16 protein-coding genes, 1 tRNA gene and 2 pseudogenes are annotated in these 16,279 nt (G+C 69.5%); 8 read left to right on the top strand and 11 right to left on the bottom strand.

What is annotated here, in order from left to right; translation table 11 throughout:
- Positions 1–82 precede the first annotated feature (82 nt).
- The 4 genes and pseudogenes from ACFY3J_RS16010 to ACFY3J_RS15995 form a co-directional block, all read right to left on the bottom strand.
- Complete coding sequence (locus ACFY3J_RS16010) at positions 83–298, bottom strand: hypothetical protein (RefSeq protein ID WP_384175975.1); 216 nt, start codon at positions 296–298, stop codon at positions 83–85.
- A gap of 390 nt (positions 299–688) precedes the next feature.
- Complete coding sequence (locus tag ACFY3J_RS16005; RefSeq protein ID WP_390841070.1) at positions 689–991, bottom strand: hypothetical protein; 303 nt, start codon at positions 989–991, stop codon at positions 689–691.
- Positions 992–1,393: 402 nt separating this feature from the next.
- The gene (locus tag ACFY3J_RS16000) at positions 1,394–2,314 is read right to left on the bottom strand and encodes a hypothetical protein (protein ID WP_390841069.1); all 921 of its coding nucleotides are present in this window, start codon (positions 2,312–2,314) and stop codon (positions 1,394–1,396) included.
- Between the two features lie 224 nt (positions 2,315–2,538).
- Positions 2,539–2,904: pseudogene (locus tag ACFY3J_RS15995) on the bottom strand (site-specific integrase); the annotation flags it as partial.
- A 74-nt stretch (positions 2,905–2,978) separates the two neighbouring features.
- Here ACFY3J_RS15995 and ACFY3J_RS15990 point away from each other — a divergent pair.
- Complete coding sequence (locus ACFY3J_RS15990; protein ID WP_390841067.1) at positions 2,979–3,554, top strand: DUF1990 family protein; 576 nt, start codon at positions 2,979–2,981, stop codon at positions 3,552–3,554.
- Between the two features lie 69 nt (positions 3,555–3,623).
- Here ACFY3J_RS15990 and ACFY3J_RS15985 read toward each other — a convergent pair whose 3' ends face one another.
- Together ACFY3J_RS15985 and ACFY3J_RS15980 are read right to left on the bottom strand one after the other, a co-directional pair.
- Positions 3,624–3,905 (bottom strand): hypothetical protein, encoded by a 282-nt coding sequence (locus tag ACFY3J_RS15985; protein ID WP_384175983.1) that lies wholly within the window; start codon positions 3,903–3,905, stop codon positions 3,624–3,626.
- A 72-nt stretch (positions 3,906–3,977) separates the two neighbouring features.
- Positions 3,978–4,235, bottom strand: coding sequence for a hypothetical protein (locus ACFY3J_RS15980; RefSeq protein WP_384175985.1), 258 nt, complete (start codon positions 4,233–4,235; stop codon positions 3,978–3,980).
- 703 nt (positions 4,236–4,938) lie between these two features.
- Here ACFY3J_RS15980 and ACFY3J_RS15975 point away from each other — a divergent pair.
- The 4 genes and pseudogenes from ACFY3J_RS15975 to ACFY3J_RS15960 form a co-directional block, all read left to right on the top strand.
- The gene (locus ACFY3J_RS15975; protein WP_384175987.1) at positions 4,939–5,706 is read left to right on the top strand and encodes a hypothetical protein; all 768 of its coding nucleotides are present in this window, start codon (positions 4,939–4,941) and stop codon (positions 5,704–5,706) included.
- Positions 5,707–6,232: 526 nt separating this feature from the next.
- The gene (locus ACFY3J_RS15970) at positions 6,233–6,799 is read left to right on the top strand and encodes a DUF6082 family protein (RefSeq protein ID WP_390841066.1); all 567 of its coding nucleotides are present in this window, start codon (positions 6,233–6,235) and stop codon (positions 6,797–6,799) included.
- 738 nt (positions 6,800–7,537) lie between these two features.
- A complete protein-coding gene (locus tag ACFY3J_RS15965; RefSeq protein ID WP_390841065.1) occupies positions 7,538–8,296 on the top strand; it encodes an SCO4225 family membrane protein in 759 nt (252 codons plus the stop codon).
- Positions 8,297–8,440: 144 nt separating this feature from the next.
- Positions 8,441–8,635: pseudogene (locus ACFY3J_RS15960) on the top strand (site-specific integrase); the annotation flags it as partial.
- A 164-nt stretch (positions 8,636–8,799) separates the two neighbouring features.
- On the opposite strand, the gene ACFY3J_RS15955 reads toward ACFY3J_RS15960, so the two are convergent.
- Positions 8,800–8,881 (bottom strand) — tRNA-Tyr (locus ACFY3J_RS15955).
- A 236-nt stretch (positions 8,882–9,117) separates the two neighbouring features.
- Here ACFY3J_RS15955 and ACFY3J_RS15950 point away from each other — a divergent pair.
- A complete protein-coding gene (locus tag ACFY3J_RS15950) occupies positions 9,118–9,606 on the top strand; it encodes a YajQ family cyclic di-GMP-binding protein (RefSeq protein WP_225078022.1) in 489 nt (162 codons plus the stop codon).
- 93 nt (positions 9,607–9,699) lie between these two features.
- On the opposite strand, the gene ACFY3J_RS15945 is transcribed toward ACFY3J_RS15950, so the two are convergent.
- On the bottom strand, positions 9,700–9,966 hold the full coding sequence (locus tag ACFY3J_RS15945) for a GlsB/YeaQ/YmgE family stress response membrane protein (protein ID WP_141359418.1): 267 nt from the start codon (positions 9,964–9,966) through the stop codon (positions 9,700–9,702).
- Between the two features lie 225 nt (positions 9,967–10,191).
- Between ACFY3J_RS15945 and ACFY3J_RS15940 the strand changes: the two genes are divergently transcribed.
- On the top strand, positions 10,192–11,451 hold the full coding sequence (locus tag ACFY3J_RS15940; protein WP_384176023.1) for an APC family permease: 1,260 nt from the start codon (positions 10,192–10,194) through the stop codon (positions 11,449–11,451).
- Positions 11,452–11,603: 152 nt separating this feature from the next.
- The gene (locus ACFY3J_RS15935) at positions 11,604–12,005 is read left to right on the top strand and encodes a YccF domain-containing protein (RefSeq protein WP_225078024.1); all 402 of its coding nucleotides are present in this window, start codon (positions 11,604–11,606) and stop codon (positions 12,003–12,005) included.
- 84 nt (positions 12,006–12,089) lie between these two features.
- On the opposite strand, the gene htpX is transcribed toward ACFY3J_RS15935, so the two are convergent.
- From htpX to ACFY3J_RS15920, 3 genes are all read right to left on the bottom strand, one after another.
- The gene (htpX, locus tag ACFY3J_RS15930) at positions 12,090–12,953 is read right to left on the bottom strand and encodes a zinc metalloprotease HtpX (protein ID WP_141359421.1); all 864 of its coding nucleotides are present in this window, start codon (positions 12,951–12,953) and stop codon (positions 12,090–12,092) included.
- A gap of 231 nt (positions 12,954–13,184) precedes the next feature.
- Entirely contained in the window at positions 13,185–14,708 is a 1,524-nt protein-coding gene (locus ACFY3J_RS15925) for an NADH-quinone oxidoreductase subunit N (RefSeq protein WP_384176026.1), read from the bottom strand.
- Positions 14,705–16,279 (bottom strand): NuoM family protein, encoded by a 1,575-nt coding sequence (locus ACFY3J_RS15920; RefSeq protein ID WP_390841064.1) that lies wholly within the window; start codon positions 16,277–16,279, stop codon positions 14,705–14,707. Before ACFY3J_RS15920 ends, ACFY3J_RS15925 begins: the two co-directional genes overlap by 4 nt.

Raw genomic sequence — 16,279 nt, 5'->3', positions numbered from 1 at the left:
TCGGCACAGTCCCTGCGACTCTCCCGGCTACGCTCGCGCGGGAGCGCCCCGCGGCGCGTGGCTGCGGGGCGCCTTGTGGGGTTTAGTCGACCGGCTGCCCGTCGTACTTACCGCCCTTGCAGGGGTTGCCCGGCAAGTCGATCCGGGGCGTTCCGCCGCCCTCCTCGCACTGAGAAGGGGTGACGTAGGATGGGGCACCCTGTGCGGTGGCGGCGGTGGCGGTGGCGGCGCCTGTGAGGCCGAGTCCGGCGAGGGCTGCCGTGGCGATGACGGCGGCGAGGATTCGTCGAATGCGCATTCGGTTCCCCTTTCACGGATTGCCTCGGTTGGGGCACTAGCCAGCTTGAGCTTCGCCCATGTGGGTGGCACATCTTGTTGCGCCATTCAGGTGACATGGCTGTCGGGAGCGGGGCCGCTGACCCGGCCCGCCCAAGGCCTTCGCGGCCGACTGGGAAGGCGGGACGGACGGCGGAGCGATGGCAGCTCTGGGGGGTAGGGACGGTCTGCATGACGCGACCCGTCAGACACGCTCCAGTTGTGCTGTCCCGGCAAGAGGCAGGCACACAGTGCATGAGGTCAGAACACGTCGTGGCTGGGGCTGTCGGCTCTGCGACTTCAGCTCTGCAAGTGCGGCCAGCCGTCCGGGTTGGAGTACGACTCGATCATTGAAACTCCCGGTCAAAGGCGCTCAGCCGGACCGTTCGTTCCCCCACCGCAACCACAGCGTCTCGTGCCAGTAGTCGGCGTCGGAAGCGGGACGAGCCACTGAGGGCACCGGTCCAGGGCCCGTCTCGATCAGGTGCACCAGCGTCCATGCGACGCCGTAACAGTCGTCGGGCCCAAAACACGTGGCCAGCGCCTGTGCCTCCTCCGCCGTAACCGGTCGGGAGATTGCCCGAAGCTGCTCGTAGCGCCTGTCGACCTCGTCTTCACTCCCGTCCCAGTCGGGCAGTGGACCGTCGGCGACGAACGCCTGCACTTCGGGTCTCATACTCGAATGATCGGCAGCTGTAGCTGTCGCGGCAAGGCGTCTTGGCAGACCGGGCTGACAGCACACGCTGGGCCGTGCCACACGCGTGCCAGAACGAGCGGGGACCAGCGGGGAACGGCGGGGAGAGGAAGTGATCGCAAAAGAGATCCGCCCCTGACCAAACTCGCTGGTCAGGGGCGGATACTCCCAAGTGTGGCGGCGCCAGGATTCGAACCTGGGAAGGCTGAGCCGGCAGATTTACAGCGGGCCGGGCTCAGGGTCGCTGACCTGCAGGTTCACCATCGGCCGTATGGGTTGGGGAACACCTGGGGGATGTAGGCACGCTCCGATGCAGCCAGCCTTACGCCGCGCCCGTCGCGCCGCCGGCCCTGGGAAGCCTGGGTCGGCGGCGCGCCGAAGGGCTTACTTCTTCACGCGGACCAGGTCACCCGGGGCGTTGACCGCCGGGGTGGTGGTGGTGCCCGCGAAGCTGAAGCGGTAGTAGCCGTCGACGGTGGCCTTCGTGGTGGTCTTGAGGCTGCCCGTGGAGTTCGTCCTGACGGTCTTCAGCGTCTTGTAGGTGGTGGTGCCCTTCTTGCGGAACTGCAGCTTCACCGCCTGACCGCTGTAGCCCGAGTACTCGCGGCTCTCCCAGTTGGCCCGGGACAGCTTCCCGGTGACGGTGACGGTCCTGCCCTTCTTCACCGGCTTCGGCTTGGCGCCGGTGGTCAGCTTGGAGTTGCGCTGCACCAGCGTGGTGCCAAGGCCGCCCTGGTCGGCAAGCCCGACCTTGCTCCAGTCGATGTCTTCGGACGTGATGTCCTGGCCGTTCAACGCGGCGGCCTCAGCACCCACGCGCCAGGTGCCGGCGTCGGCGTTGCGCAGCCACCACTGCGGGTAGATGTCGATCGTGCCCTTGCAGTTGGCCGTGTTCGCCGAGGTGACGGAGCAGGTGGCCGGGCGGTCGCCGAAGAGCATGTTCTGCGGCGAGTTGAAGGAGCCCTTGTAGAGGTACGGCTGGGTGAAGAAGTCCTTGGCGGTCACGTCCACGTCGGCGCCGAACTTCATGGTGTAAGTGATCGTGGTGGACACGCGGTTGGTGGTGCCGACCTTGATCGCCTTGGCGACCTTGAGGTTGGAGAAGGTGACGTCCAGGTCGTACGGCATGTCGTCGGCGGCGGCGGTGCGGGCGCTGATCCCGGCGGTGGCGGCGCGGGCGGCCTGGAAGACCTTCGCGGCGTCCGCGCGGTGGGTGGAGGGGCCGGCGGCGTGCGCGGCGGGCATGGCGAGGGCGGAGAGGGCCAAGGCGCCGGAGACGGCGGCCACGGTGACTCGTATACGCATGCGTTCCCCCGGTGGAGAAAGGGGCCAGGTGCCGGTCGTTCCTCGCGGTTCGTCTTCGGCGCGGGGCCCAATGATCGTGGAGTCTGTTTGACTCACGTGCTCAGATCCCTCACCGGTGGGGGTGGTTGTACGGGAATTCGAAGTTTCTGCCAGCAGCCTGGCAGCCGCCGTGGCGGCGGCCATCCTGGACTGCCTGTCGAGCAACTCCGAAGCGGTCCACGTGATGGCGAGCACGGAATGGTGAAGTGGTGCCCTTCCACGGCGAGCCCCAAGACGTCGCTCAGACAGGCGCGCTTCCGCTTGGCGGTGCGCGGCGCGGCCGTCTTCCCGTCCAACTTCAGGGCCAAGGCGTCCAGGGCCAGGCGCACCGTCGCAGGGTCCTCCAGTGCCGAGACGGGCATGGAATGCTTGGCCATCCAGCGGAGAGCTTGGGCAATGTCGTCCGGCGGTGTCTGGTTCCACCGGTTGCGGTTGTACGCCCACCCGTACAGCGCACGCCGCAGTAGTGCCGCGTCTGGCATCCCCGCCTTCGTCTTCACGAGAGCGGGCGTGATCGTGGCCAACGCATCGGCGTAGTTCTTCCGAGACCTTCCGGCCGACCGTCGACCGTGCGGAGGAGCACCGCTTACGATCATGGCCCGCCCGCACGCCCCACAGGAGCGTCATGCCCCACAGCCGTACGAGACGCGGCCCGGCAGCCGGCGCACTCACCTACGGCCCGGCCGGGGCGACCCGACCCGCCGACGAGCCATGGCCGTCGGGGGACACAGGTCTGCGCCCCTATGCCCGTACCGTCGTCATCGGCCGCGGGGAGGCGGACTGGCAAGCCGCGGCGGACGCGGTGCTGCGATGGGGCGTCAAGCGGCGCAGCGGCTTCACGGTCATCGGCCGCGACGGTGCAGGGGAGCGGGTCGTCGAGGGGGCGGAGTACCAGGTCACTGCGGCATTCGGTCCATGCGTGGTGCGGGAGCCGGTCCGGGTCGTCGCCGTCGTCGACACCCCGGACCGTTGCGGCTTCGCCTACGGCACCCTGCCCGGTCATCCCGTCAGCGGTGAGGAGGCCTTCCTCGTCCACCGGTCCCCGGACGGCACGGTCGCGCTGACGATCCGCTCCCTGACCGGTGCCGCCCCACACGGGTGGTGGCGCCCGGTGTTCCCGGTGCTGCTGGTCGCGCAGCGGGTCTTCCGACGACGTTATCTGCGCGCCCTGCTGCCCGGTCGGGGAGCGGACGTGGAGTGACCCGCCGTTCCGCACGCTGCCCGGGACGGTGGGCCGGGGCCGGCCCGGTCAGCGGGTGGGCCAGCCTGGTCATCCTGAGCGGCCGCTCCCAGACTCTTCTTCCTCCTCCATGAACCGGATGCCGTCATGAGTCAGCGAGACGGTGGCGGGGGTTTTGTGCGATGTCCAGTCGACAGTGATCAGACCTTCGCCGACGAGGTAGGCGCAGGCCGCGGCGAGGTCTTCGTCGGACGCGCGGAGTGCGTCGCGGAGCGTCGCTCCACTGACCTCGGGGCGATTGCGTTCGATGGCCCCGTACAGAGATCGGAGAACCGCTTTGCGGTAGGTCTTGCGTTCACGGAGTGTCGTCACGGCTGTCGCTCCAGCGCTTTTGGCCGATGGTGCGGGCGATGAGGGGGTGGCTGTGCGGCTCTCACCGTCTGGTCACAGCTCGTCTCCGGGGTTGTGCTCGAAGGATGATTCGCTGGACGCCAGCCAGGATGCTGCGGGATGCGCGGCACGAGAGGTGTCGATGGTCAGGTGAAGGCGGGTCGCCCCTCCGCGGCCAGCTGGGTAGCTGCGCTGCTCGGTCGAGGCGAAGCAACAGCGCAGTACTTGTGCAACGCGGCGGGCGACCTCCGGCGTTGCCGCGATGATGCGGACCTCCGCGTGGTCTGCGGAGGGCAACGGTTCATGATCCATGGCGCACTTCCTGCGACCGCTTGAGGACGAACGAGCGGAGGCCGAAGTTCTGGGGCCCAGGAGTCTGCCGCACCTGTACTTACGCCCCTTAGTGAAGCGTATGCCCGCGCTTGTCGTCGCTGCTTCCTGGACCTAGTATCCGCCGTCCCGGCGGGGCTCCGCCGGTCATTCGAGCCGACGCGAATGCTTCGACGGCGGTGGGGCCGCTCTGGGCCGCAGCAGGCTTTTTACATGGTCCCAGGTTCTCCGTCCGGCCCCTCGGCGGCTTCACCGCTGAGCTCGGTCTCGGCCAGGGCCAACATCTGCCGTCAGGACCACCTCGATCGCGTGGCCGGGCGTCATGACGGATGTCCTTAGGCTGCGGCCAGCCAGGGGCATGCGTGGGGCGCCTTGGCGGTGAGCCGCGAAAGGCGCAGGTCAAACCGACTTAGCCCGCGCGGTCTGTAAATCCCCCGTGGGCGACAGACCCTCTGCGAGGCGCCACAGCGGGTCCCCCATGTGCCCTCCGCAGCGCCAGGGCGAAGGAAACCCGCAGGCCGTAGCCGACATACGGAGCCCGCTGGAAGTGGGCTGGCTGTGCTTCGGGCCGTCCGAGGGTGGCCAGGGGAGACGTCCGCTGATCGTGTCGGGACCGGTTGGCGCGCGGAGGGTCGGGGGTGGCTCACGGCGCGACGCCGTTGGCACGACAGCGCGGAGGGGGAGGGTGGAAGGCGTCGTGGCGCGGGTGCGTGGTGGTGCAGTGAACCCCCTTACCGCGGTGAAGTGGACTGCCCCGAAAGCTGTGGAAGAGGTCGACCCCGAAAGCGTCGTCAATCCACGGCAAGTACGGGCACTGTTGGCAGGGGTACGCGAGCAGGGGCCGCGCGGGCAGCACCTCGAAGCGTTCTTCGGGTGCCTGTACTACGCGGCCATGCGGCCGGCGGAAGCCGCCGCGCTCCGCTCCACTCAGTGCCACCTGCCTGACAAGGGGTGGGGGATCCTGACCTTGCGTCAGGGAATTGTCCGCGCCGGGCGGAACTGGACGGATGACGGGACGGCCCACGAAACCCGCCACCTCAAGGCTCGCGCCGTGAAGGACTCGCGCCCGGTGCCGATTCCGCCCCACTTCGTGCGAGTGCTCCGGCAGCATCTCGCAACGCACGGCACGGCACCTGATGGTCGGTTCTTCCGAACCAACCGCGGCGGTCTCTTACAGGAGACCGGATACGGGGAGGTGTGGGCCAAGGACCGGGAGAGTGTGCTGACCGAGGCTGAGGTCGTTTCCCTGCCGGCCCGGCGCCCCTATGATCTCCGTCACGCTGGGGTGTCCTTCCGGCTCAGCTCAGGAGTGGACGCGATGGAGTGCGCCCGCCGAGCCGGTCACAGCATCGCAGTACTGCACAGGGTGTACGCCAAGGCCCTGGACCAGACTCGCGAACGGGCCAACAGCCGGATTGAAGCGGCGCTGCGCGAGTGGAACGAGCCCGAGTGATCGTGTATCCCCCGGGGGACACCTGGGGGATACGCCCTGATCAGGGGTGGGATTCGGGCGACACAGGGTGAGACACGCCGTCCGGATCCGCCGCTGGATCGAACAGCAGCCACGAATGAAGAAACCCCCTCCGACCTGCCGTATAGGCTGATCAGAGGGGGTCTTTCCCAGAGTGGCGGCGCCAGGATTCGAACCTGGGAAGGCTGAGCCGGCAGATTTACAGACCGCGCGAGCAGCACGGCGCGACCAGCACTTGCGCTCAATGGGCGAGATCGTGCCCCATGCCTGCCCCACAAGGGCAGGCATGCCTCAGCTCCGCGTGCCCCCTGCACGCGCAGACCAGCGCAGCCTGGATCGCGCGGCGGGCAGTAAGCGTCTTGCACCCTGTGGAGCCAGGCTGCGGAGGCCGCCTGGGTTCGAGTAAGCGCCGCCGCACGAGCACTCCCGCCGCTCTGCCGTCGCTCCGCTCCTCCGGGCACACTGATGCCACCTTGTCGGCACCTGCAGAGCTAGGGATGATGCCGAGGTGGAAGGGGTGGGAGCAGTGGGTAACGGACGATTGCGGCGCGCCCTCGTATGGTCCGCGCTCACGGCCGCGCTGATAGCAGCGATCATTGCTTCACCGCACCTCCTGCGGCTCGCAGCCCCAGACGGCACGGACTGGGCAAAGCTCAGCGCGATAAGCCAGACCTACACGTCCGTATCTGTCCTGCTGGCAGCTGCGGCCCTCCTAGGAGCCGTTGCATCACTGGCCTACCAGGCGCGCCAGACCCGTATAGCTCACGAGGAATCCACTCGCAGTCACCACCGAGAGTTGCTGTTCCGTGCCCTGGATGAGCCTGACCTTCGGGTGTGCTGGGGGCCGCAGCCGCACGCCGTCACGTCGCAGCGATGGAGGCAGTTCACCTACTGCAACCTGATCGTCACCCACTGGCACACAGAATGCGTACTAGGACGATCAACGGAGGAAACCGTCAGGACCCTCACGAAACGCTTCTTCGAAGGCGAGATCGGGCGTGAGTACTGGAGCATCTGGGGCACAAACTGGAGGGAAGCCACGCCGCCGAGGCTACTGGGCCTCCGCTCCCAGTGACAGCGTTCTTCCTCCCCGACGAACCCGGCTCCACCGGGTGACCGGCGGCCGCTGGTTCCCGGAGGGCTACGTCGCCAGCGTGGGCCAGCCATAACAGTCTGTGGGCGGCACATCTTGTTGCGCCATTCAGGTGACATGGCTGTCGGGAGCGGGGCCGCTGACCTGGCCCGCCCAAGGCCTTCGCGGCCGACTGGGAAGGCGGGGCGGACGGCGGAGCGATGGCAGCTCTGGGGGTGGGGACGGTCTGCATGACGCGACCCGTCAGACACGCTCTGGTGCCGCGATCACGGCCGCAGGATCGCCGCCGTACGCCGTCGTTGATGAGCATCGGCACCTGTCGCAGCAGATTTACAGCGGGCAGGCTAGAGCCTTGCTGGCCTGGGCAAAGCTGCTCTTGCGGTCCCACTGGGGGACGCACGGGGGACAAGGTCCGATGTCGTCCAGCCAGTCGGGGCCGCGACACGCGAGTATCGCGGTCCCCCGGTGGCTCTCACTTGCACGTGAGGACCAACCCGAACGCCGTGCAAAGCAGGGCCACTCCCCCGTAGCGACTGTGATCAGTCCGGTGAGAGCAGGATGGTCGTACGTGACGTACACGAGCCGCAACCACGAACAGGTCCATGGCGCCGGATCATGCAGTGATGAGTAGCGGTGATGAGTACTTGTACTCATCCCTAAGGGGGCTTCCCGGTCCACTGTTGAAAACTCCCAACCCGGACCGATCCGAAGGAACCCGTGATGGCGAATGCCTCCCGCCAGCGCCGCCTGCCGCGCATGCGTCAACTCCTTACGCTTGCCACGGGCAACTGGCTCGCCAGAGGCTATCTGGCTGTCTTTGCCGTATCCGTCCTGGTCATGTTCCTCTTCCCGGAGAGCGGCGTCGCTCCGATGCCCCTGCTGCTCACGGCACCCCTCTCCCTCCTGGCTATGGCCCTCCCCTTCGGTCCGGGCACAGGGGGTGGCGGGGTGGTCGAGGCACTGGCCATCGGCTTTTGGATCGTATGGCTCCTCCTGTGCGCCTTCGTGAACGCCGCCGTGCTCGGCGCCCTCCTCACGAGATCCGCGACCGCCTCATCACACGGTGCGCATGAGTCCTTCCCGAGTGTCTCGGCCCCTTCCGAGCGGGAGGGAACGGATACGGCACGTCCTGCAAGCCGCCGCCCGCAAAGGACTCGGGCCCTGCTGGCGCCCGCGGTGGACAACTGGCTCGCGCGCGGCTATCTCGCCGTGGTCGCGGCGTCGCTGGGGTTCTTCCTGTATGCCTCGTACCTGCTGCCAGACCCGGGGTTCGCAGGGATCTGGCCGCTCATGACCACGGCGCCGCTCAGCATCGTCGCCCTCCTGGTGGCGGCCCCCGCCGAGTGGGCCTCCTCGCTCGACTGGCTGAGCCCGCTGATCTTCACCGCCGGTGCGACCCTGTCCGGGCTGTTCAACGCTGTGCTGCTCGGCCTGCTGGCACGCAGGATGCGGACGCAGGATGCGCACCCGACCGCTTGAAGGAGGCGCGGACGACCTTCTGGCCGACCGTCGACCGTGCGGAGGGGCACCGCCGCGTTACGATCACGGCCCGCCCGCACGCCCCACCCGCTGTGGCGCCTCGCAGAGGGTCTGTCGCCCACGGGGGATTTACAGACCGCGCAGGCGGCGAAGCGCCCATATGATCTTCGCCACGCCGCCGTGTCCACGTGGCTCAGCTCCGGGGTGGAACCGCAGGAGGTGGCCGCGCGTGCTGGCCACAGCGTGGCGGTGCTGTTCCGGGTGTACGCGAAGTGCCTGGACGGCGGCGCCGCCACGGCGAACGCCCGAATCGAGCGGGCACTGAAGAACGGCAGCTAGGAGGGCCGGAAGCTGCCCCACGCCTGCCCCACACGTACTGGTCAGGACCCGAATCAGAGTGAGACACACCGGGAAAAAGTACCCATAGCGACCAAGCTGCGCCCGTCAACGACGAAAGGGTCTGCGATCAGCATTACTGCTGGTCACAGACCCTTTCGGTCGTGTGGCGGCGCCAGGATTCGAACCTGGGAAGGCTGAGCCGGCAGATTTACAGTCTGCTCCCTTTGGCCGCTCGGGCACACCGCCTTGGGATGCCGCCGGTCCGACCGCTTTTCGGCGGTGCTCTCCGGCAACGACGTAAACAATACCCGATGCTGAGGGGTGCTCCGCCACCCCATTGATCGGCGGCCGGCACGGCCTGGGATGGCTAGGCTGGTGCGGATGCGACCCGCGCCCCGCGACCCGCAGGCCGGGATCGGCGGCCTCCCCCACGCCCGCCGGCACGCATCCGATACGCACCCCGATACAAGGAGCCACAGGACATGGCCGACTCCAGTTTCGACATCGTCTCGAAGGTCGAGCGGCAGGAGGTCGACAACGCCCTCAACCAGACCGCCAAGGAGATCTCGCAGCGCTACGACTTCAAGGGCGTCGGTGCCTCGATCTCGTGGTCCGGTGAAAAGATCCTCCTGGAGGCGAACTCCGAGGACCGGGTGAAGGCAGTCCTCGACGTCTTCCAGTCCAAGCTGATCAAGCGCGGCATCTCGCTGAAGGCCCTGGACGCGGGCGAGCCGCAGCTGTCCGGCAAGGAGTACAAGCTCTTCGCGTCGATCAAGGAGGGCATCTCCCAGGAGAACGCGAAGAAGGTCGCGAAGCTCATCCGCGACGAGGGGCCCAAGGGCGTGAAGGCCCAGGTCCAGGGCGAGGAACTGCGCGTCAGCTCCAAGAGCCGCGACGATCTCCAGACCGTGATCGCGCTGCTGAAGGGCCAGGACTTCGACTTCGCGCTCCAGTTCGTGAACTACCGGTAGGACAGAGCAGAGGGTGGGCACCGGGTCGGCGCCCACCCTTTCCCGCCTGCTGGCCGCGACCCGGCGCGGCTCGGCCCGGCCCGGCCCGCGGGCTCAGTCGCGCGAGTTGCCGAAGAAGATGCGGTAGGCGATCAGCAGCACGAGCGAGCCGCCGATCGCAGCGGCCCAGGTGGCGCCGTCGTAGAGTTGCCGGCTGATCGGGTGGTGCAGCCAGCGGGCGGAGATCCAGCCGCCGAGGAACGCGCCGGCGACGCCGATGAGGGTCGTGACGATGAAGCCGCCCGGGTCACGCCCCGGCAGCAGGAGCTTCGCGATGGCGCCGGCCAGGAGCCCCAGGATGATCCAGCTGATGATGCCCATTCTCTGAACCTGCCCTTCCACGCCGTGCCTGCACTGTCCCGGTGCTTCGACTTCGGTTCGGACAGGCTGTGCTGCTGCGCCCGCAGGCCGTGTCGTGCTTGTCGTGCTTGTCACGTGCTGTGATCGTGCTTACCACACGCGTGTTCGTCCCGCGCCGGGAGCACGTCGTGGAAAGGGACGCCCTGACCGCGTCCCCCGGTTGCACCGGTCAGTAGGGTTCGGACCATGACTCGGTCCGCTGCCCCGTCATCGTCGTCCGAGCTGCGGCGCACCCTCGGGGTCGCGGACGCCGTGGTCATCGGGCTCGGCTCGATGATCGGGGCCGGGATCTTCGCCGCCCTGGGGCCGGCGGCGCGCGCGGCGGGCTCCGGGCTGCTCCTCGGGCTCGCGGTCGCCGCCCTGGTGGCCTACTGCAACGCCACCTCCTCGGCACGGCTGGCCGCCCGGTATCCCGCCTCCGGCGGGACGTACGTGTACGGGCGTGAACGGCTCGGCATGTTCTGGGGCCATCTGGCGGGCTGGGCGTTCGTCGTCGGCAAGACGGCCTCCTGTGCGGCGATGGCGCTCACCGTGGGCGCGTACGTCTGGCCGGGTCAGGCGCACGCGGTGGCGGTCGCGGCCGTGGTGGCGCTGACCGCGGTGAACTACGGCGGCGTCCAGAAGTCCGCCTGGCTGACGCGGGTGATCGTGACGGTCGTGCTGGCGGTCCTCGCCGCCGTGGTCGTGGCGTGTCTGGGGTCCGGCGCCTCTGCCGCCGACCGGGCGGCCGTGGGCGGCTCGGTCGGCGCCGGCGGTGTCCTTCAGGCGGCCGGGCTGCTGTTCTTCGCCTTCGCCGGGTACGCACGGATCGCGACCCTCGGCGAGGAGGTACGGGATCCCGCGCGCACCATTCCGCGCGCGATCCCGCTCGCCCTGGGCATCACGCTGGCCGTGTACGTGTGCGTGGCGGTGGCCGCGCTCTCCGTGCTGGGGCCGGACGGGCTGGGCCGCGCGGCGGCACCGCTGGCCGACGCGGTGCGGGCGGCCGGCGTGCCCGGGCTGGTCCCGGTGGTGCGCGCCGGGGCCGCCGTGGCCGCGCTGGGGTCGCTGCTCGCCCTGGTCCTGGGCGTCTCGCGGACCACGCTGGCCATGGCCCGGGACCGGCATCTGCCCGCTGCGCTGGCCGCCGTGCACCCCCGTTTCCAGGTGCCGCACCGGGCGGAGCTGGCCGTGGGCGCGGTGGTCGCGGTGCTGGCCGCGACGGTCGACGTCCGGGGCGCGATCGGCTTCTCCTCCTTCGGCGTCCTGGCGTACTACGCGGTCGCCAACGCCTCCGCCTGGACCCTCGATCCCGCCCCCGCCCGGCGGGCGGTCCCGGCACTGGGCCTCGTCGGATGCGTGACGCTGGCGTTCGCCCTGCCGTGGATCTCGGTGGCCGTGGGCAGCGGGGTGCTGGCGGCGGGCATGGCCTCGTACGGCGTACGGCGGTGGTGGGCGGCGCGGTAGGGCCCGGCGTACGGCGTCGGCGCACCGCGGGATCGTCTCCGAACGTTCCCGATCACGCTACAAGGGAGCCGCGGCCCCCTCAGATCCCCTGATCGCGCCGATACTTGACTCAGCGGACAGTGCCGACGGAACGATCTTGGAGGATGCCGATCATGAAGGTGATCAACCTGCTACTCAACCTCGTGTGGCTGGTCTGCTGCGGCATCTGGATGGCGATCGGCTACCTGATCGCCGCGCTGATCTGCTTCGTCCTGATCATCACCATCCCGTTCGGCATCGCGTCGCTGCGCCTCGCGGGATTCGTCCTGTGGCCGTTCGGCCGCAACGCCGTGGAGCGTCCCGGGGCCGGGGCGGGGTCGTTCATCGGCAACGTGATCTGGCTGGTCTTCGCGGGCTGGTGGCTGGCGCTGGGGCACCTGATCACCAGCATCCCGCTGTTCCTGTCGATCATCGGCATCCCGTTCGGGTGGGCCAACCTGAAGCTCATCCCGGCCTCGCTCATGCCCCTGGGGCGTGAAGTGGTGCGGACGGACGACGGATTCGCCGGGCGCTGAGCGCCCCGCCCGGACGGGTGAGGCCGGGCGCCGTCGCCGCCGGCCCTGACGGCTCTCCCCGGCCGGGCTTCGTCCCTGGTCGTCTCAGAGCCGGCGGCCGGCCATCTGCTCAAGCCGGGCGATGCGCTCCGCCATCGGCGGGTGCGTGGAGAACATCTTCGACAGCCCCTGACCGGGGCGGAACGGGTTGGCGATCATCATGTGACTCGCCGTCTCGATACGCGGCTCGGGGGGCAGCGGGAGCTGCTGGGTGCCCATCTCCAGCTTGCGCAGGGCGCTGGCGAGCGCGAGCGGGTCGCCGGTGAGCCGGGCGCCGGACGCGTCCGCCTCGTACTCCCTGGAACGGCTGATGGCCAGTTGGATGAGGGAGGCGGCGAGCGGGCCGAGGAGCATGATCAGGAGCATGCCGATCAGGCCGGGGCCCTCGTCGTCGTCGGAGCGGCCGATCGGGATCAGCCAGGCGAAGTTGACCAGGAACATGATCACGGAGGCCAGGGCGCCGGCCACGGAGGAGATGAGGATGTCGCGGTTGTAGACGTGGCTGAGCTCGTGGCCGATGACGCCGCGCAGCTCGCGCTCGTCCAGGATGCGCAGGATGCCTTCCGTGCAGCACACCGCGGCGTTGCGCGGGTTGCGGCCGGTCGCGAAGGCGTTGGGTGCCTCGGTCGGAGAGATGTACAGGCGGGGCATGGGCTGGCGGGCCTGGGTGGAGAGATCGCGGACCATGCGGTAAAGGGCCGGGGCCTCGAACTCGCTGACCGGGCGGGCCCGCATGGCGCGCAGCGCCAGCTTGTCGCTGTTCCAGTACGCGTACGCGTTGGTGCCGAGGGCGACGAGGACCGCGACGATCAGGCCGGTGCGGCCGAACAAACTGCCGATGAGGATGATGAGTGCGGACAGTCCCCCGAGGAGGACTGCGGTCCTGAGCCCGTTGTGCCGGCGGTGCACGGTACGCCCTCCAAGTGGTGCGGCAGGGGAACCCTTCGCTTGCTGCGCTTCGACTCCACCGGTGCCGTGTGGTGTCACGTCCAGTGGACCCTTCCGAACTGGTCAACGCCAGACGAGGGCCGCGGGTTCCCTGGTGCGCGCGACGGCGCGCGGGCCGTCCGGGTGACCAGGCGCCGGGCGGCACGCGCGCGTGAGGGCCGGCGCCCCACGCGCGCGTGGCGGGCCCAGGACTCAGAACAGACCGGTGCCGGCGAAGCGGAGCACCAGCTGGGGGGCGCCGGAGAGGGCTGCGCCGAGGACGCCCGTCAGGGCGAGGGCGGCGGTGAGGGGGACCGGGACGCGGTGCCGGACGGGTTCGCCCTCGGGGGCGCGGAACAGCAGGGTCGTCCACTGGAGGTAGTAGAACAACGCGATGACGACGTTGACGGCCATGACGACGGCGAGCCAGCCGAGTCCCGCGTCGACGGCCGCGGAGAACACGGTGACCTTGGCGAACAGCCCGATGACACCCGGGGGAAGGCCGGCCAGGCAGAGCAGGAAGAAGGCCAGCAGCAGCGCGGTCAGCGGGTTCGTGGCGTACAGGCCGCGGTAGTCGCTGACGCGGTTGCGTTCCTTCGCACGGCCCACGAGCGCGGCCACGGCGAAGGCGCCGATGTTCACGGCGGCGTACATCAGGGCGTAGGCGACCGTGGAGCCGATCGACTTCTGCGGGTCCTTGGAGTAGCCGGCGGCGGCGATCGGCACCAGGAGGTAGCCGGCCTGGCCGACGGAGGACCAGGCGAGCAGCCGTACCGCGCTGTACGCGCGCGTGGCCTGCTGGCGCAGGGCGCCGACGTTGCCGACGGTCATGGTGAGCGCGGCGAGCACGGCCATCGCGGGACCCCAGGCGCCGGAGTACGACGGGAAGGCGACGACGGTGACGAGGATCAGTCCGGTGAAGCCGACGGCCTTGCCGACGACCGACAGGTAGGCGGCGACCGGCAGGGGGGCGCCCACGTAGGTGTCGGGCACCCAGAAGTGGAAGGGGACGGCCGCCGTCTTGAAGGCGAAGCCGACCAGGGTGAGGACGACGCCGGTCTGGGCGAGCGTGTGGAGCTGACCGTCGACGTGCTGGATGCGTTCGGCGATCCGGGTGAGGTACAGGGTGCCGGTGGTGGCGTATACGAAGCTGACGCCGAGCAGGCTGACGGCGGTGGCGGTGACCGACGACAGGAAGAACTTCAGGGCCGCGTCGGAGGACCTGCGGTCGCCGTGCCGGAGGCCGACGAGGGCGAAGGCGGGCAGGGAGGCGACCTCCAGGGCGACGACGAGGGTCGCCAGGTCGCGTGCGGCGGGCAGGAGCGCGGCACCGGCGGCGGAGGCCAGCAGCAGGAACCAGAACTCCCCTTCGGGCAGTGCCTTGCGCGCGTCCTTCAGCGCGGTGACCGACAGCAGGGCGGTCAGGAGGGCGCCGCCGAGGACGAGGAACTGGATGACGAGGGTGAAGCGGTCGGCGGTGTAGCTGCAGACGTCGGGGTGGCCGGTCTGACAGAACGTGGCGCGGTCGCCATCGAGGAGGGGCAGGAGCAGCAGCGCGGCGGCGGCGAGTCCGGCGACGGAGAACCAGCCGAGGAGGGGCTTGCGCGCTTCCGGCACGAAGAGGTCGGCGACGAGGACCACGAGGGCGATCACCGCGGTGAGGGTGGGCGGCGCGACGGCGAGCCAGTCGACGGACTGGACCACCGACTGGGCCGCCGTCTGGGCCAGGGCGCTCATCGGGTGCCTCCTGCGAGGAGCTGCTGCACGGCCGGGTCGGTGAGCCCGAGCAGGGCCTTCGGCCAGAGTCCGGCGAGGACGGTGAGGGCGACGAGCGGGGTCCAGGCCGCGAACTCGTAGCCCCGGACGTCGGCGAGCTGCGGCGCCTGCCGCGGTACGGCGCCCATGCAGACGCGGCGGACCACGACGAGCATGTACGCGGCGGTCAGCAGGGTGCCGAAGGCGCCGATCGCCATGAAGGTGAGGAAGGCGGGCCGGCTGAGGTCCGCGGCGGGCCGGAACGAGCCGAACAGGGCGAGCATCTCGCCCCAGAACCCGGCCAGGCCCGGCAGGCCGAGCGAGGCGACGGCGCCGAAGGCGAGCAGTGCGCCGAGGCGTGGGGCCTTTCCGTACAGGGCGGCACCGGACTTCTCGGCGAGGGCGTCGAGGTCGGTGGTGCCGGTGCGGTCCTTGAGCGCGCCGACGAGGAAGAACAGCAGGCCGGTGATCAGGCCGTGGGCGATGTTGGCGAACAGGGCGCCGTTCACGCCGGTGGGGGTCATGGTGGCGATGCCGAGCAGGACGAAACCCATGTGGCCCACCGAGGAGTAGGCGATGAGCCGCTTGAGGTCACCCTTCGCGCCCTGCCTGGCGAGGGCGAGGCAGGCCAGGGACCCGTAGATGATCCCGACCACGGCGAGGGCGGCGAGGTAGGGCGCGAAGGTGCGGAAGCCGTCGGGTGCGATCGGCAGCAGGATGCGGACGAAGCCGTACGTTCCCATCTTCAGCAGGACACCGGCCAGCAGCACCGAGCCGACGGTCGGGGCGGCGGTGTGCGCGTCCGGCAGCCAGCTGTGCAGCGGCCACATCGGCGTTTTGACGGCGAGCCCGATACCGATCGCCAGAACGGCGATGACCTGCACGGACGCGGTCAGTGACCGGCCGTTGTCAGTGGCGAGTGCCACCATGTCGAAGGTGCCGGCCTTGAGCCCGATGAGGAGCAGGCCGAGCAGCATGACGACCGAGCCGAGCAGGGTGTAGAGGATGAACCGCCAGGCGGCGGCCTGACGGCCCTCGCCGCCCCAGCGGGCGATGAGGAAGTACATCGGGATGAGGACCATCTCGAACGCGAGGAAGAACAGCAGCAGATCGAGGACGGCGAAGGTCGCGAGGGTGCCGGACTCGAGGAGGAGCAGCAGCGCGACGAAGGCCTTCGGGGTGGGACCCGTGGGCGGCTTGAAGTAGGAGTACAGCGCGCAGAGGAAGGTCAGCAGCGCGGTCAGTACGACGAGGGGGAGGGAAATGCCGTCGACGCCGAGGTGGATGCGCACGTGGAGTGCGGGGATCCAGCTGATGTCGGTCGTGGCCTGCATCTTCGACGGGTGGGCGTGGTCGAAGCCGAGCGCGAGGACGATCGCGGCGGCGAGGATCGCGCCGGTGACGGTCACGCCGTGCCGGAGCACGGCCTGCTCGGGTGACTTCCCCTTCAGTCCGGGCGGTGCGGGCAGGAGGGCGGCGAGCGCGCCGAGGAGCGGGCCGGCGACGAGGAACGCCAGAAGGAACTGCATCACGGACTCGTTGATATCGATCAC

Origin of the sequence: Streptomyces sp. NPDC001231, assembly GCF_042896885.1 — a bacterium.
In the GTDB taxonomy this organism is placed as follows: domain Bacteria; phylum Actinomycetota; class Actinomycetes; order Streptomycetales; family Streptomycetaceae; genus Streptomyces.
This window is presented reverse-complemented; position numbering and strand designations above follow the sequence as displayed.

Coding starts and splice junctions, on each gene's coding strand:
- ACFY3J_RS16005 (WP_390841070.1), bottom strand. CDS start 991: ATGAGACCCGAAGTGCAGGCGTTCGTCGCCGACGGTCCACTGCCCGAC.
- ACFY3J_RS15925 (WP_384176026.1), bottom strand. CDS start 14,708: ATGAGCGCCCTGGCCCAGACGGCGGCCCAGTCGGTGGTCCAGTCCGTC.
- ACFY3J_RS15980 (WP_384175985.1), bottom strand. CDS start 4,235: ATGGATCATGAACCGTTGCCCTCCGCAGACCACGCGGAGGTCCGCATC.
- ACFY3J_RS15990 (WP_390841067.1), top strand. CDS start 2,979: ATGCCCCACAGCCGTACGAGACGCGGCCCGGCAGCCGGCGCACTCACC.
- ACFY3J_RS15945 (WP_141359418.1), bottom strand. CDS start 9,966: ATGGGCATCATCAGCTGGATCATCCTGGGGCTCCTGGCCGGCGCCATC.
- ACFY3J_RS15935 (WP_225078024.1), top strand. CDS start 11,604: ATGAAGGTGATCAACCTGCTACTCAACCTCGTGTGGCTGGTCTGCTGC.
- ACFY3J_RS15965 (WP_390841065.1), top strand. CDS start 7,538: ATGGCGAATGCCTCCCGCCAGCGCCGCCTGCCGCGCATGCGTCAACTC.
- ACFY3J_RS15940 (WP_384176023.1), top strand. CDS start 10,192: ATGACTCGGTCCGCTGCCCCGTCATCGTCGTCCGAGCTGCGGCGCACC.
- ACFY3J_RS15950 (WP_225078022.1), top strand. CDS start 9,118: ATGGCCGACTCCAGTTTCGACATCGTCTCGAAGGTCGAGCGGCAGGAG.
- ACFY3J_RS16010 (WP_384175975.1), bottom strand. CDS start 298: ATGCGCATTCGACGAATCCTCGCCGCCGTCATCGCCACGGCAGCCCTC.
- ACFY3J_RS16000 (WP_390841069.1), bottom strand. CDS start 2,314: ATGCGTATACGAGTCACCGTGGCCGCCGTCTCCGGCGCCTTGGCCCTC.